Genomic DNA, 15,866 nt, shown 5'->3' on the forward strand with positions numbered 1-15,866 from the left:
CTGCTTGCAATCGCCAATACTGAGCCTCCACTATTACGACCGGAATTCACATCACCAGTCGATTCAAGCATGCTCCCCCATCATCTTTTCATAGTGCTCTTCAAAACCAGTCCTAACAAAAACCTCCCTGAATCGATCCACGTAATGCGATGGCACAACCTCACCAAAATCAGTCAAATTGACTGCATCGGAATGAGACTCGCGGTTTACGTATCGATAGAGGGCTTTGAATTCTGCATCCTCGTCTGACAGTGCCATAAGTGCTGCCTGGAGCTCATCCTGCCGATGTACGAAGTTGAAGTAGTACTCCAGAATGTTTCGCATCATGTTTGGAATAACGCTAGGAGAAGTACGACCTGCTTGAGCATCCTTAATGGCCTGCCAAAATGATTGATAGTCATTCTGTACGTCACTGGCCTTCATCGGTGTGATCATGCTGTGAGCTGCCTTGGTGATCCGGAACAACGAGTATTCGTCGGATTTCCTGAGGTGCTTCAGCATTTCATGAAAGAAGAACAAATTATGCGTCAGGATAAATACTTGCTTAAAGCGTTCCTTGGGGCTCAGCACTCGCCTATGGATCATTGTGGCGATGTCGTAAATATAGTTGTGAGAGAGGCTTGAGATAGGATCGTCAATGACAATGATCCGCTCACTTTTGAGCTTGCCACCTTTATCGTCGAGCTCGCCATTACACACTTCAAGGAAGTACAGGAATGAAATCAGGGTCTTCTCACCCTCGCTGAGCGTCTTGAACACCCCAGCCTGCTGATCAGGCCGCTGCAGACGGTAGCGCGGCAACTCCCCCTCCTCCCTGACCACTACAAAGCCGTTCAGGCCCAATGCAGTAAGTGACGAGTTAATGTTGCCAATGGATTGGTCAATATTCGTGATCTTGGCTTTACTCTCGGCGATGACATCTTGGTGAGCTTGTGATTTGAGACGGATCTCATCCGCCAGCTTGCGTTTCGCTTCCTTCTTGAACCCAAGCTCTTCGTGCACCTTCTTGGCCGATGCGATTGCACCATCGCAACTGGATCTGAAGCAGATCCAGAAGCGTGTCTTGATTTTTTCCAAGTGGTTTTTCTTGTCTTTCACCTTGAGATTGAAAGCATCGATTTTCCTTTGACCTTCTGCAATCAAGTCGGTGAGATCATCAATGATCAACCCGGTAGGCTCTAGTGCCACTACCATTGAAGGACTGGCCACTTTGGCATCCAGCTTTTGCGTGTTCTGCGAAAGCAGAGCATCGAGTTTCGTAATCAGCAGTTGATACCCAGACGCGTCGTATTCGGGACGCTTGAGCTGGGTTCTCAAGCGAGTGACCCCGCCTTCGTACCGCGTTTTCAGGGCTTTCAATTGGGTGATGCGCTGTTCATACGTCTTGTCGAACACCTTCTGGATTTCTTCGTAAAATCCAGAAGGTAGAGTTTGCTGACAAAACGGGCACTCTTCCCGCTGCGGGTACTGCAACCCTCGCTTTACCCAATCGGAGTTCCCCAGGTCGGTGATCAAGGCGGAAAGATAGGAGTCACCGGAGCCGGCAATGGCCTCCGATAGCAGAGAGCTGGCTTCAACGTCCGCTTCCGCAAACCGGATTATGGGTATACCAGGCAGCTCAGCATCACTGGCTGATTGCAGCTGTTCCGCCTCCGCCGCCAAAGCTGAGAAATCATCCGGCGACGGCACAAGAGACAGGGTGCGTAGCTTTTCCCCAAGCCGTTCCTTTGTGTTGAGAGAAGTGAAGCAGTACCGCAGAGGCCCGGTATCGAACGGTCTTTTGAGGGCCCATAGCTGATCAAGCAAATCCGCTTTATTGGATTTTTGGGACTCTCCGAATCCATTGCCCGCTGCCACCTCGGCCTGGTGTTCGACCATTAGCTTTTTGAGTGCTTCTTCAGCCGCGAGCAGCTTTTTCTCGGCCTCAATATTTCCTTCATTGAGCGTGAAGATGCCGGGCTGTGAGCTCGCGTGAAAATTGGTCTCCATGAACGTGTGGTTGTAGACCATCACTTCACGTTCCGCCGAGACAGGCTGGGTCTTGCACTGGTGGTACAGCAGGTCAGAAGGATCTTGGAGATAATTGCCGATCGTGGTCTTACCCGTTCCATTGTGCCCATAAAACATGTTCACTTTCGTGAGTGGGCCGATATGGGAGTTTTGCTCTGGGGAGTAGCTCGAAACGCCGCGCAATATCAAATTCTTGATCACGATGCTGTCCTTAGCTGCTGAAGGCCACTACTCGGTATCCTATTACCGTCGTGCCTAAGAGGAAAGACTGCTTTCGAGGCCTGTTTAGGCGTTTGCCCCCAGTCAACCTTCGCCTCGACGACACGTCGATCCTGACCTGTTCAACCCACAGTTTGCCGACGTCTCCGCTGATGCCAGCCAGGCGCATGGCTCTCAACAGTTTGCCTTTGACCAGGCAGCTACCTGAAGGGCTGAGGGCACAACTAGCAGCCCCAGCATGGCTTCAACGAAACGGCTCAGCCAAGCCCATACAATCCTAATCCAAGGTATCATTTCTGACCTCACGGGCAGTCGCCCCACGTTGATCAAGGCGCTCAGATGACCGTCAAATTTGTCCTCTTCGATGCGTTCGGCACGCTTGTCTGCATCCCCAAAGCCACTCACCCTTATCGTCAAATTCTCAAGGAGGGCATCCGCCAGGGCCGCAAGCCGCGACCAGATGACCTTCACCACATCATGGCTCGTGCTCTGAGCCTGACCGATGCGGCAAAGCAATTCGGGATCAAGATCCCTGCAGATCGCATGGCCGAGATTCAAGGTGCTCTTGAAGCAGAACTGGACAGTATCGAAGCCTTCGAAGATGGGATTCGAGCAGTCGAGAGATTACAGGCTGCGGGCATCAAGATCGCCATCGCCTCCAATCTAGCAGCCCCATATGCAGCGCCTGTCCGGCGCTTGTACCCAACGATGGATGCCTATGGTTTCAGCTTCGCTGTTGGAGCCCTGAAACCCCAGCCATTCCTGTATCGAGCTACCTGCGAACTCTTGGGGGCAAAGACAAGCGATGCGTGTGGAGAAAGCGATGTACTGATGATTGGCGATTCAGAAAAGTGTGACCGTGACGGCCCTATGGCCGTGGGCATTCAGGGGTTTCTGCTGAACCGCAATGGGGGTAAAGATTTCGCCAACCTCGATGAGTTTGCCGAATACGTATTGAAGGTGTCCCACCCCATCGCTTCCGCTGTCAAACCGGCGCGTCATCGCTCCTGAGCGCATTCAAAACCACCTTGAAAGCGGCAGTCTGCTGCCGACCTTCGGATAATATACGTGCAGGCTAGGAAAGGTTTCCGACCACTCCCTCAGTACCTCCTCAAGCACGCCACTCTCAATGTGTTCGTGAACGTACGCATCGGCAAGCTGCGCAAGTCCCACCCCAGCCAAACAAGCTTCAAGGATCTGAACTGAACTATTCATGATCAGAGGCCATTGCACCCTGCCCCGAAATTCACCGCCTTCGCTGGTGAATTCCCAAGGGTATACGATCATTACTAAAGATGCACCACTTGCTCGCTTTGGTGGAATTTTGAGTGAGCTGTACTACGGCAAATCTGAGAATGGCAGACTAACAATCACTACCTGCATTCCTGACGATCTCGTCGAAAATAAGGCCCCATTCTTCGCGAAGAACTAAGAAGACTCCTCAGCGATTAATCCTAATTTTGAAAACATAGCGCCTGAGAGATTCAGGCGCTACAGAGTTCTATTCCTGCTCGGTCTAGAACGCAGAGCTGCTCCGAATACTGGGCATGCTCACAGAGTTCATCACATCGAACAATGGCTTATCGAACCTCGATACCATAGGCAGAAAAGTCACTGAGAATTCTTTTCCGGCTAAGCATCGCTGGCAGCTTGAACGTATTCCGATACCCATACCAGAATCCCATCGGAATGAGTATCAGCCCCAATCCATAAGTTGCCGTCGCAGCGATAACGCCCATTGGGATCGCTGCAATCGTCATTAAAATACCTTTCATAACCGTTGACCTAGCGATCAACTGCAGATCACTGAGGTCATATTCAACCTTTCCGTTAGCATTCTCAAATGCGATAACCACAATTGATTTCTTGGAAACATGCTTGTAAAACCATGTGCGTGGCACATTCATTGCCATCGCGCCATGTTGCTTCAAGTATTTCGGCATTACTACCTGCTTGAAGTAAAACGTCTGACCTTGTTCATCCTCAAGCCTAACCCGGCCATACAGTGCATCCAGATCACCCGATCCCTGCACGTCATAATTCTTTACTACTACTTTAATTTTTTTCAGTTCAGACATGGAACGTCCTTAATTAACTTGAACGCAGGCCACCTACCCCACCGCTTTTTAGGCAGGAAAGGAAGTACTATAAAAGCTGATCACTGTGCAATCGCTAGAATGCCAACGGCGCTTGCCTAACTCAAGCACGCACACATATCTTGAACTTAACGCGTTGAGGAACTCAGTTCACTTGCAATAACGAAGTAGTTCACACCACTTACACTTCGCATTAATTTGAATCCGTACCTGCGCTCAACCTCCTGCAGAGGAGGAGTCACTACAGTCATAGCATTTTCATTAACGCCCGATAAATCGTGAAAAACTCTTGCCGCAAAGCGATCCCCCACCCTGGCCGCCCCGACCAAGTAGGCATCTACAATCACACCCCAATCCAGATTTCGCGCCTGTACTACCTCGGTGGGAACGGTTTGATTAGGAGCCGAGCCACCTTCTTTGCCTCTGAACTCATACTTCAATACTGAACTCGACATCAGATCTCAATCTCAAAAAACGGATCGAAAGCCGTAGGCTCATTTGGATAGCCTCGCGGATTTGAAATCAATCGGCAGCCGGCAAGTGTTACATCGACAGCATGGTGAGTGTGGCCGAATACCCATATGTCACTTTTCTCGATCAGGCTTGCCCACTCGTTGGTATAAGCGGCATTGAGATGCCCTTCATTTTGAGTTCCGGCCACAACCGACGACGGACAATGATGGGTCACGACAACCGTCTTGCCCTCATAGGGTTGATTCAATTGCTCGGTCAGCCACGCCTTGGCCAGCTGATTTCGGCTGACCAGATCATCTGGACGGATGCGACGGTAGTTACTATCTGTCCTGATCTGTTTAAAATCTGTCATCCACTCTCTCGCCATGTTGCTAGCGGCAAGCTGGTCGCCAGTGCTCGTGAAATCCGTCCAGCTCATCGTGCCAAGCACCCTGACGCCAGCCAACTCCAAGATCTGGTTTTCCAGAACATGCACGTGCGCCGCAGCGGCATCCCGCATCTTCTGCAGCGTGCGATCAAGATGACCGCCGTACAGCTCGTGATTACCCATGACGTAGGCTACCTTGCATTCGAACGACTCATTGGCCCACTGGACACCGCGAGTCTTTTTGTCGACGTCTCCAGCCAATATCACCAGGTCAACGCCTGAACAATCGGGGGGATTCCAAGGGTGAAATTCACGATGCAGGTCTGAGTAGATCCTGACTTTCAAACCTTCACCCTCCATAGGGTTCGCAACGACATAGCGTAAGCAACTGACGATTTAGCGCTTTATTGAACGCCGCTCCCACGCTGTCTTCCAAGGAAGCACAGGCTTGTAGGAGTGCCAGGCTAATGACACTTCTCACAAGCCATCCATGACGTGGGCGCCATAATGCATCCACAGCGACGCGCATGATCGGTTTTATACACTATATGCTGTGTAACTGTACACCGCGCCGTGGCTACATCCTCAGTTTTAAGGGGATCTGCGTTGATAAGGCCGGCGCTTGCAGCAGTTATACGGACAGTCCGAGGAAGCTTGGGTCTGACCCAGGAAGGGCTGGGCCATGCCATCTCGCGCACCTACGCAGCAAAGATCGAGAACGCGCTCAGCTCCCCTACCCTCGACAAGTTCACAGAGCTCGCCGCTGCCCTTAACCTGAGCCCGGTTGCTTTGCTCTCCCTTGTCATTGCGACACGAGACAACGTCCCCACCTCGACCGTGCTGACAGAAGCAACAGACCAACTGAAGGCGATAGAAGAGAAGATCAGCCCGAGCGATATCGCAGAGCAGTTGACCGGTAAAGAGATTATGAAGCGCCCCGCCGCGCGCCCAGCCGATCCTCTGAAACTGCAGCAAGTGCTTGAGAGCAAGAATGCTGGGCTGACGAAAGCCGAAACCGCCAGGCAGCTTGGGATGAGCCGCTCGACGGTAGGCTTTCTATGGGATCGCTCCCCTACCACCGAAAACTAGGGGAATGGTGCTCAGGGCAATCAGGTATCCCTGCCCCGTTTTGTAGCTTCGGTTATCGACAGCCCTATCAGACTGCAGAGCTTGTAGCAGGTACATTTCCAGCGCGGAAATGTTAGCTCAGCTACCCCACTTATACTGAAGAGGTTGTCAGGTTTGCCTGGGCCCAGTCCTCGGCGGTCGTGACTTGAATCGAATGCTGCTCGTTGAAGGTGCCTGCCTTAGGCCATGACACACCTTTGCCCTGAGCAAACACAGCGCGATACTTCTTGATGTGATGCGTCGGATCTTTCTCCAATTCCTCAAGCAAGTATGGAACAGTCCACACGTTTCGTTTGAACGGGCGACCCAGCACACGTTCAAGGAGACTGGCGACCTCTCCGTACGTCACAGTGTCTCCAGATAGATAAACAATTTCATTGCGAAAGCGGGGTTCGAAGAAAACGATTTCCGCTGTCAAGGCGCCGATGTCGTCTGGAGTCGTAAGCGTCACGCTGGTCTCAAGACTGCCCAGTGCGTTCACTGTGTCGTTTTCGAAATCGACCACCTCGAATACAGGCTCGAACAGAAAGCTGGTGAACATACCAGTCGAGATGATTACCCATTCAGTTTTATCCTGGGCGCGAAGCAATTCGCGAACATCAAGCTGAGCATCGAACAGATCCTGAGGACTGCCCCGACCGATCACCTCGAAGTCGACACCGAACTGCCAGGGAAAGTATCGCTTCACACCGGACTTGAGGGCAGCAGTAGCCAGTTTCATTGGGGTTTCCCGGCCTGCAACCATGCCTGCACAGCCGATTACGGTATCGAAACGTGCGAATACCTCAGCCAGCTGATCAATCGAGTCATTCACGAGGTCTGCGGCTACCATCTGGATGCCGAGGGCCCGAAGCTCATCGATTTCAACCTTTTTCTCAGGAATTTGAGTGTTGATGGTCGAGTCCCTGAGGAGGACGCTGATTGTGGAACCTGGCGCACGCTTTGCCACCCGCGCCAGGTTGCGCAAAACCGGCAGTCCAAGCTCACCGGCGCCTAGAACGAGAATGGATTGTGGGGAAAGCTGGGTCACTTCGGTCATGATTTCTCCTGAGACCTGTTGCCTGTAAGATGAACAAATGCTTGCACGATTAGGCAACGCTTGTAAGAAGGCACACCTGTGATACCAGACAAAGAAATGTCCAGTCAGGAGGCTCTCAGCCAAGCTGAGACAATCTGCCGGACGCTTAGAGAAGACGATGATGGCGTCAGACGGGAGGTGCTTGCTCACGCAGGCAGCCGCTGGTCATTAGGCATTCTGCATGCCCTAGGGGTGTACGGCACAATGCGCCATGCCGAAATAAAACGGCAGATGACCGGGGTGACTCAGCGGATGTTGACCAAGACGTTGCGCGCCATGGAGCGGGATGGCTTAGTGAATCGGCGGGAGTTTGGTGAAATTCCACCACGTGTCGAGTATGAGCTGACGCCGCTGGGTATGGAACTGTTGATCCGCATGTCCCCCATCTGGACGTGGGTTGTCGAAAACGTTGAGGATTTCCGCAAGGCGCGGCGTAATTTCGACAGTCAGAATGATAAAAAGCCTGTATGGCAAATACCCACGTCGACACCATTAGGCTCAGAAGCGTCTGACTGATTTAGTCACAGCGTACTAGAAGCCCGGTGCCGAGCAATAGCGTAGTGATTGATCAATCGCACTGACGCTCTTTATTGGGCCATCAGCATTGAGCATGCTGACCATGCATTGCACATAATGACACCAGCTCAGGCGAAGCCTGCGCTGGCTGTTAATGTTGGGCACCAATGCTGCTGCTCAGTCGACCCTAAAAGGCCAAAGCATCGAAAAAATCGATAGTCTGATTTATTGCCAATAGATTGACTCGATTAGTCTCAGCAGGGTTATCTTCGCAGATGAAGCTGTGCCCTACTTCCTCATATATATATAAAAAATTTGGCACACCCACACGATCAAGCGCGTCCTTCATTTGCACGCTTTGGAGATATGGAACCTTCCGATCCTTTTTCCCGGCTAAAATCAGCATCGGAGAAGTTCGAGATGTGGGGTGAAAAGCGGGACTGGCTGAGCGAAAACGAGCAGTGCGATCCTGGCCAGGCTCTGCCCCTATAAGCCTCCACTCCGGCGCATCATCTGGAATGTCAATTCCCAGCTGTAGCGCTTGATCACCGAGAGTGGTGAAGTCGAAAACTCCATACCAAGCTGCTACGCCATGAACGCTTGCCGTGACCGGACAATGCTGATTTTGACTACTTACCGATTCAGGTGGATTGCCCAGCGAGGCAGCCAACTGAGCTCCGGCTGACACCCCCCAAGCGTAGACCCTTTGCGGATCTATACCGAATGCATCAGCTTGGTTCAGCAGAAAACTGACAGCAGTTCGAACATCGTCGATTTGCGCTGGCCATTTCGCCTCTGAGCTAAGTCGGTAATTCACCGCTGCGACGACATAACCTCTGCTCGCAATATCGCCCAATAATCTCGGAAAGTCCGTGAAAACACCGCATCGGTGACTGTCACCACGCCTCCAACCTCCTCCGTGGATATAGATCAGCAGGGGTAACTGCCTTGGGTGAGGCTGCCCTTTCTTCGACGGGGAGTAGAGGTCGAGCGTCAGGGGACGGTAGCCATCAACTCTATGATATTGCAGCCCCCCGAGAAGCGTAACGCCGCTCGCAAGCACTGTCTCCATCACAGGGAAAAGATCTTTATAGACCATTGAAGACTCAGTCTCGGGGTTCAGCCAAGTTGTTGATCTGAGCAATTAGATTCATCCTCGGGTAGCGGAGATTGCCAATTCAGACTGCCATAGCAGAGACGTCCAAGAACGGCATAGGCTCATGAGAGAGAGAGTCGCCTAATTCAGCCAGTGCAGATCGTTTTTTTTCTCTTGAGGATTCAAGCGGGCATGGCGACATGGGCGTCGAACTCGCCACTGTCACCAAGAGCCTTAGCTACGAATCCACTTTGCAATTGGCGGTTAACGAAGTCCTGGACATACTCCGCCGCAATATCGCGGCCTTTAGGCACTGCCAGTGCCTGACGGATTTGTGTGAAGTTATCCATTAGCACCCTCACGCCAGTGGTCGACTTGGCGAAACGCTCCAATGGTTGGCGAACACCAGCGGCTGCATCTAGGCCCAACTCCAGGAAGGTGTGGACAGCTTCAGACGAGGTTTCCGCTCGGACGAGGTTAGCATTCTTGAGTGTGCGGGACAGGAACAAGTCGTAGGCGGCCCCCTTTCCTACGGCGATACGGTTTCCGCCTGTATCCAGAGCAGAGGCTCGATGGAATTTGCTATCGGTCTTCACAAGATAGGTTCCGTCGATACAAACGTAGGGGTTCGAGAACGCGATTTTCTCGGCCCGAACTGGCTCGATTGCCAGAAATGCAAGATCCCAAGCCTGTTCTTCTAAAGCAGCGAACACCTTGCCGGCAGCATCGTACGTCGCCATTGAAATTTGGATGCCAAGCTCATCGGCAAGGGCCTTTGCCAACGCAACTGACACTCCGGAAAGAACTCCAGTTTGGTCATCTCGCTTCGCCAAGACAGGATTGCCAAGGTTAATGGCCACCCGCAATGTCCCGTGAGGAGCCAAATCCCTACACACGTTGGCAAATTCAAATTTCACGATCGCTCGCTCCTTTCCGCTTCTGACTGGCTAGTGCCTGCCTCTTTCCAATGGATAATCATTTTTCCGATAATCAAAATCATGAGCGCACCTAATGCTCCAGCGGCGTAATGAGACCATGTCGGCACTGCCGGCACGCTAATGTCGGTGATCGCCATCCTACCCGCGATCCAACCCAGCAGTGCGGCTCCCAGCGTGATGACTATCGGGTACCGATCCATGAAGTGCAGCACCAACTTGCTGCCCCAAATGATGATGGGAATGCTGATGACGATGCCGAAGATCACGAGCTCCAGTTGGCCGTTGGATGCCCCCGCCACGGCAACGACGTTATCCAGGCTCATCACCGCGTCGGCGACGATAATCGTTTTAATTGCCCCCAGAAGCTTGGGGCTCGCAGCCAAGCTGTCGTGAGCATCCTCGCCTTCCGGAACGATCAGCTTGATACCGATCCACAGAAGGAGCACGGCGCCGATCAGTTTGAGGTACGGCAATTCCAGCAGTTGCAGAGCGAAGAAAATCATGGCGATCCGGAGAAGGATCGCTCCCAACGCACCGCCAATGATGGCTCGATTGCGCTGAGCTTCTGGGAGCTTGCGGCAAGCCAGCGCGATGACCACCGCGTTGTCGCCACCCAGCAAAATATCGATGGCGATGATTTGCATCACCGCCAGCCAGAACCCTGGTGAGTTTATGAGTTCGATCAAAATGAGCTCTCCAAGCCAGGGGGCCGGTTAATCAGACAGTTTTGAAGATCATGCACACCGGGCTGCCGGTCTTGATCACCTGACCGTTCGAGGTAAGCACCCCGGAAGCCTGATCAACATCAAAGCCGACAATGGTGTCGGTCTCTTCGTTGGCGACAAACAGACGCGTGCCATCCGGAGTCAGGTTCATGAAGCGAGGCTTACGCCCTTGAGACGAAGTGTGAGCCTTGGCAGCAAATGCCCCACTCTCTTCCAGCGCGAAAGTCGTCACACTGTCATGGCCCCGGTTCGACACGTAGAGGTATTTTCCAGACGGCGCCATCACGATGGCCGCTGCACGGCTATTGCCTGTGAAGTTCGACGGCAGAGTGGAGACAATTTCCTGAGGCTTTAGCGAGCCTTGCTCAGGATCGTAGGCGTACCCGGTGACGCTGCTGTCGAGTTCGTTTACGACGTAAGCGTTCTTCCCTGCCGGCGTAAATACCACGTGGCGCGGGCCCGAGCCTTCGCGTGCTTTGACCATGCTGACCTGGGTGGCGCCATATTTCGCGTTGTTCTGCTGCACCCGGTAGACGAAGACGCCATCCAATCCTTTGTCGGGAATGACCAAGAATCGTCCGGACGGATCGAAAGGAATCATGTGTGGATGAGAGCTGCTTTGCTCCACTTTATGCGGCCCAGGCTCGCCAGGCAGCGACTCCAGATGAGCCAGTGCGCCGAGGCTACCATCATCCTGAATCGGGAAGATCGCAAAACCGCCAGTGGCGTAGTTCGCAACCGCCAGGAACTTACCGGAAGGATCGACGCTGAGATGAACGGGGTTCTTGCCTTGAGTGCCAACCGTATTGAGCTTGGTCAGCTCACCGCTCGTCGCATCAATGGCGAACGAGCTCACCTCGCTGAGATCACCATGTACGCAGTAAAGATGAGTCTGCGAGTGGTCGAAGGTCAGAAACGATGGATTCACCAGATCACTGAGCGTCTGAACCAACGTGCACGCACCCGTTTCAGGCGCATAACGGTATACAGTAATGCCTACGCCACGGGCATTGCGCTCTTTGGTTGTGCGTGATCCAACATAAGCAAACCGAGGGGTATGCGACCGTTTGTTATTGGTCATCTTGCTTTCATCACTGGTAGCAGCAGCGTGTGCCGGGAGGATGAAGCCACCGGCCAATACACCGCCTGCCGCGAGCGCAGAAAGCTGAATGAATTGACGGCGGAGCATCGAGTGACGCGGGAATTCGGATGAACTCATGGTGTGGTTCTCTGTTGTTTTTATTATTGATCAGGGTTGTGCTCATGCCGGACGGAAGCCGACATGAGCACGGGCTGGATCAGAGGACTTCAGGAATCCGTACCCAGCCCTCCATCAGCCGGCGAGCACTGCGGCTCATCACAGCCTTATCCACACTCCAGGCACCGTCCTCCAGCACAGTTTTTGCGCCTACTGCCACGCTGCCAGCGGTATGCCCCATACGAACTTGACGATCCCCGATGTCACCCACGATACGATTCACCAGCGTGCCGTCGAGAGCTGCCGCGACGGCGACAGCGACTGCACCAGTACCCGTAATCGCATGGTGAAGTTTGCCCATCGACAAGATCCGGGCGATCACATCGATATCACTAGGCTCAACGAGCTTGCCGCCTGCAGCCTGATAGGCCTGAGGCTTGGCCACGAAGCACAGCTTCGGCGTGTGCGGACGCAGACGCGTTGCCTCTTCGGCGGTGGCGGCCAGTCCCATGGCAACGGTGCAGTGGGCACGGATGGTTTCGCAGCGTGCCAGCAGCTCAGCATCGCCATTGACCTGATCCTGAGTTTCGGTGCCCTTCAGGCCCACTCGGTCAGCTTCAACGAAGATGGTAGGGTTACCAGCGTTCAACAACGTGACGGGCATATTGCCAATGCCTGGAATATCCAGTTCGTCGATGGCGTTACCCGTCGGCAGGATGCTGCCCCCCGAGCCACCTGGTTTAAGAAACTCCAGCACGACTTCAGCAGCGGGGAACGCCACACCGTCGAGCACGAAATCACCGTCTTCCTGAACCTCACCGTTGCGCATAGGAACGTGCGCAATGATGCGTTTCTGGATATTGGCCTGCCATATACGGACGACGGCGATGCCATCGCGAGGCGCATCTACCAGACCTTCAGAGATGGAGTATGGGCCGACAGCCGAGCTCAGGTTGCCGCAGTTGCCCGACCAGTCGATCACTGGCGTCTCAATGGCCGGAGCCCCGAACAGGTAATCAACGTCACAATCTTCGCGATTGGATTTACCGATGATCACCACCTTGCTGGTGCTGGAGGTCGCACCACCCATCCCGTCGATCTGCTTGCCGTACACATCCGGGCTGCCGATCACGCGGAGCAGGATGGCATCTCGCTCTTGGCCTGCAGGCGGCAGATCCTTGTCGAGAAAGAACACACCCTTGCTGGAGCCGCCACGCATGTAAACGGCTGGAATACGTCTTTGAGTCATTTGATATCTCCTGCGACAAATCAGCGGCACATCAGTTAGCGGATGCGTTCTTCATGCTTTCGATCAGCAACTGCGGTAACAGACCACCACTGCGGAAGTAACGAACGTCCTCGAAGGTATCCAGACGACTCACAACAGTGACGCGCTCGGTTTCGCCGTTTTCGCGCTCGATCACCAGAGTGACCTTGGCGCCTGGCTGGAAGTCATCGGTGATGCCTTCCACGCTGAACGTTTCGCGGCCATTCAGACCCAGGCTTTGGCGCGAGACACCCTGCTCGAACTGCAGCGGAAGAATGCCGAGACCCGCCAGGTTGGTACGGTGGATACGCTCGAAGCTCTCAGCTACTACCGCGCGCACACCCAACAGGCGTGGGCCTTTAGCCGCCCAGTCACGAGACGAACCGCTGCCATACTCTTTACCGGCGACAACGATCAGGGATTGCTTGCGATTTGCGTAGATCTCGGCAGCCTGGAAGATCGTGGTGACCTCATTCTCAGGCAGCAGCAGCGTCCATGGGCCTTCACGACCATCTTCGAGCAGCTCGTTCTTGAGACGCGGGCTGGCGAAGGTGGCGCGCTGCGCAGCCTCGTGGTTGCCGCGACGTGTGCCATAGGAGTTGAAGTCAGGCACCGCGATACCGTGCGATTGCAGGTATTGGCCCGCATCGCTTTCCGGCAGGATCGCACCCGATGGAGAAATGTGGTCGGTGGTGATGTTGTCCGACAGCATGGCGAGGACGCGCATGTTGCTCAGGTCTTTAGTGGTGTCAGTGGCCGTCACCGCATCGCTCCAGTACGGAGGTTTACGGATGTAGGTGCTTTTCTCTTGCCATGCGTACTGGTCGCTGACACCGGCGCGCAGGTCGCTGGCAATCAGGCCGGCTTCGCGAGGGACGTCTTCATACGCCTTGTCGAACAGGTCGGCGGTGAGGTTTTCAGCCTCGATTGAGGTCAGTTCCTCGTCGCCTGGCCACAGCTCGTGCAGGTACACAGGCACACCGTCGTCATCCGACCCCAGCGCGTCTTTTTCGGGGTCGATCAGGTACGTACCGGCGATGGCGTAAGCAACGATCAGCGGCGGCGACATGATGAAAACTTCGCGAGCCAGCGGGTGAACACGGCCTTCGAAGTTACGGTTGCCCGAGGTCGCAGCCACGGTTTCCAGCTTGCGGGTGCGGATTTCCTCTTCGATCTCAGGGCTCAGCAATGGCCCCGACATACCGTTACAAGTGGTACAGCCGTAACCGACCAAGTTGAAGCCCAGTGCATCCAGATCATTATTCAGACCCGAACGCTCCAGGTAATCAGCAACCACCATCGAACCTGGCGCAAACGAAGTTTTTACCCATGGAGCGCGCTTCAGACCACGCTTACGGGCGTTGCGTGCCACCAGACCAGCGGCGATCACACCACGTGGGTTGGAGGTGTTGGTGCAGCTGGTGATGGCAGCCAATACGACCGAACCATTGTCCAGGCCAGTTGGCAGATTAGTTGCGGGTGCCTTCTGACCCAGCACAATACGCTGGTGAGGCTGTTTCGGGCCGGCGATGGAACGCGCCACGGTGCCGAGATCCAGAGTAACGACACGGTTGTACTCAACCTCGCCAAGGCTGTCATGCCAAAGGCCTTGAGCACGAGCATAAGCTTCGGTCAGGCCTGAGATCTGACCGCCGCGACCGGTCATGCGCAGGTAATGCAGCGTGCGGTCGTCGATGGCAAACATGGCAGCGGTAGCGCCGAACTCAGGCGCCATGTTCGACAGGGTGCCTCGGTCAGCAAGAGACAACTGTGGAACACCTGGGCCGAAGAACTCCAGGAAGGAGCCGATCACGCCAGCCTTACGCAGCAGCTCGGTCAGAGCCAGCGCTATGTCAGTGGCCAGATATCCCTGAGGCAAGGTGCCTTCGAGACGAACGCCGACGATCTCCGGCAGGCGCAGCATGAGGGATTTCCCCAGCATTGCCGCTTCTGCTTCGATACCACCCACACCCCAGCCTAAGACGCCAATGGCATTGATCATGGTGGTGTGGCTGTCGGTGCCGACCAGCGTATCCGGGAACGCCCACAGCTCACCATCACGGCGCTGAGTGCCAATTACGGTAGTCAAGCGTTCCAAGTTGATCTGATGAAGGATGCCTTTGCCCGAAGGGATGATCGACAAATTGCTGAACGCCTTGTTGCACCAGTCCAGAAACTGGAAACGTTCGGCGTTGCGCTCACGCTCAATGGCTTCGTTATCGGCGAGTGCGCTGGCGTCACCCCAACGCTCTACGTTGAGCGAGTGATCCACTACCAGGTGGGTCGGTGTAACAGGGTTAACCAGCCTTGGGTTGCCGCCTTGAGCAGCGACGGCATCACGCAGACCCGCGAGGTCGACCAGCGCCGGCGTACCGAGCAGATCCTGCAGAACGACGCGAGCTGGACGGAAAGGAATGTCGAATTCTTTAGAGCGGGCGCAGATGACTTTGAGCGCGGCTTCAGGGTCAGCCTCTCCACGCAAAACGTTCTCGGCAAGGATTCGCAAGCTGTAGGGCAGCTTCGCGTAATCACCACCCAGGTCGGTCACGACCCCACGGATGTCGCTGACACGGTACTCGATTCCGTTGGCGGAAACGATTTGACCCTTTGACTTAGGCATTGACTATTCCTCACAAACTGCACGGGTAACGTTCTTGTGGGAGGCATATTGCACTTTGTGATGATATAGGTCAATGTTGACTCATCCGATTCATCTCGTTTGAGTGTCGGACGTAACCAACCAACGATTTCTAC

Annotated in this window: 14 protein-coding genes; 3 read left to right on the forward strand and 11 right to left on the reverse strand. The window is 54.2% G+C overall.

Annotation, left to right across the window (positions count from 1 at the left end; genetic code table 11):
- Nucleotides 1-63 precede the first annotated feature (63 nt).
- Nucleotides 64-2,211 (reverse strand): AAA family ATPase, encoded by a 2,148-nt coding sequence (locus VLA07_RS01420; protein ID WP_123487359.1) that lies wholly within the window; start codon nucleotides 2,209-2,211, stop codon nucleotides 64-66.
- 357 nt (nucleotides 2,212-2,568) lie between these two features.
- Here VLA07_RS01420 and VLA07_RS01425 point away from each other — a divergent pair, with 357 nt between their 5' ends.
- The gene (locus VLA07_RS01425; RefSeq protein WP_123487360.1) at nucleotides 2,569-3,240 is read left to right on the forward strand and encodes an HAD family hydrolase; all 672 of its coding nucleotides are present in this window, start codon (nucleotides 2,569-2,571) and stop codon (nucleotides 3,238-3,240) included.
- Nucleotides 3,241-3,246: 6 nt separating this feature from the next.
- Here the strand turns inward: VLA07_RS01425 and VLA07_RS01430 are convergent, their stop codons facing one another.
- The 3 genes from VLA07_RS01430 to VLA07_RS01440 form a co-directional block, all read right to left on the reverse strand.
- Entirely contained in the window at nucleotides 3,247-3,516 is a 270-nt protein-coding gene (locus tag VLA07_RS01430; protein ID WP_333988290.1) for a LysR substrate-binding domain-containing protein, read from the reverse strand.
- A 293-nt stretch (nucleotides 3,517-3,809) separates the two neighbouring features.
- Nucleotides 3,810-4,307, reverse strand: coding sequence for a hypothetical protein (locus VLA07_RS01435; protein WP_123487361.1), 498 nt, complete (start codon nucleotides 4,305-4,307; stop codon nucleotides 3,810-3,812).
- Nucleotides 4,308-4,779: 472 nt separating this feature from the next.
- The gene (locus VLA07_RS01440) at nucleotides 4,780-5,511 is read right to left on the reverse strand and encodes a metallophosphoesterase family protein (RefSeq protein ID WP_123487363.1); all 732 of its coding nucleotides are present in this window, start codon (nucleotides 5,509-5,511) and stop codon (nucleotides 4,780-4,782) included.
- 288 nt (nucleotides 5,512-5,799) lie between these two features.
- Here VLA07_RS01440 and VLA07_RS01445 point away from each other — a divergent pair, with 288 nt between their 5' ends.
- A complete protein-coding gene (locus tag VLA07_RS01445; RefSeq protein ID WP_123487386.1) occupies nucleotides 5,800-6,255 on the forward strand; it encodes a helix-turn-helix domain-containing protein in 456 nt (151 codons plus the stop codon).
- A 130-nt stretch (nucleotides 6,256-6,385) separates the two neighbouring features.
- Here the strand turns inward: VLA07_RS01445 and VLA07_RS01450 are convergent, their stop codons facing one another.
- Nucleotides 6,386-7,333, reverse strand: a complete 948-nt coding sequence (locus tag VLA07_RS01450) for an aromatic alcohol reductase (RefSeq protein ID WP_123487364.1) — start codon at nucleotides 7,331-7,333, stop codon at nucleotides 6,386-6,388.
- Nucleotides 7,334-7,429: 96 nt separating this feature from the next.
- Between VLA07_RS01450 and VLA07_RS01455 the strand changes: the two genes are divergently transcribed.
- Nucleotides 7,430-7,888: a winged helix-turn-helix transcriptional regulator gene (locus VLA07_RS01455; RefSeq protein WP_019095799.1), complete on the forward strand. Its 459-nt coding sequence runs from the start codon at nucleotides 7,430-7,432 to the stop codon at nucleotides 7,886-7,888.
- A 187-nt stretch (nucleotides 7,889-8,075) separates the two neighbouring features.
- Here VLA07_RS01455 and VLA07_RS01460 read toward each other — a convergent pair whose 3' ends face one another.
- The 6 genes from VLA07_RS01460 to VLA07_RS01485 all read right to left on the reverse strand — a co-directional run bounded on the left by VLA07_RS01460 (nucleotide 8,076) and on the right by VLA07_RS01485 (nucleotide 15,732).
- Nucleotides 8,076-8,987 (reverse strand): alpha/beta hydrolase, encoded by a 912-nt coding sequence (locus tag VLA07_RS01460; protein ID WP_123487365.1) that lies wholly within the window; start codon nucleotides 8,985-8,987, stop codon nucleotides 8,076-8,078.
- Between the two features lie 179 nt (nucleotides 8,988-9,166).
- A complete protein-coding gene (locus VLA07_RS01465) occupies nucleotides 9,167-9,901 on the reverse strand; it encodes a transporter substrate-binding domain-containing protein (RefSeq protein ID WP_123487366.1) in 735 nt (244 codons plus the stop codon).
- Nucleotides 9,898-10,608: a TerC family protein gene (locus VLA07_RS01470; RefSeq protein WP_123487367.1), complete on the reverse strand. Its 711-nt coding sequence runs from the start codon at nucleotides 10,606-10,608 to the stop codon at nucleotides 9,898-9,900. Before VLA07_RS01470 ends, VLA07_RS01465 begins: the two co-directional genes overlap by 4 nt.
- A 31-nt stretch (nucleotides 10,609-10,639) precedes the next feature.
- The gene (locus VLA07_RS01475) at nucleotides 10,640-11,866 is read right to left on the reverse strand and encodes a lactonase family protein (protein ID WP_259698815.1); all 1,227 of its coding nucleotides are present in this window, start codon (nucleotides 11,864-11,866) and stop codon (nucleotides 10,640-10,642) included.
- Between the two features lie 79 nt (nucleotides 11,867-11,945).
- Nucleotides 11,946-13,094, reverse strand: coding sequence for a 2-methylaconitate cis-trans isomerase PrpF (prpF, locus tag VLA07_RS01480; protein WP_333988291.1), 1,149 nt, complete (start codon nucleotides 13,092-13,094; stop codon nucleotides 11,946-11,948).
- 31 nt (nucleotides 13,095-13,125) lie between these two features.
- The gene (locus VLA07_RS01485) at nucleotides 13,126-15,732 is read right to left on the reverse strand and encodes an aconitate hydratase (RefSeq protein ID WP_123487369.1); all 2,607 of its coding nucleotides are present in this window, start codon (nucleotides 15,730-15,732) and stop codon (nucleotides 13,126-13,128) included.
- Nucleotides 15,733-15,866 lie beyond the last annotated feature (134 nt).

Source organism: Pseudomonas sp. S3(2024) (assembly GCF_036861315.1).
GTDB classification, from domain to species: domain Bacteria; phylum Pseudomonadota; class Gammaproteobacteria; order Pseudomonadales; family Pseudomonadaceae; genus Aquipseudomonas; species Aquipseudomonas putida_A.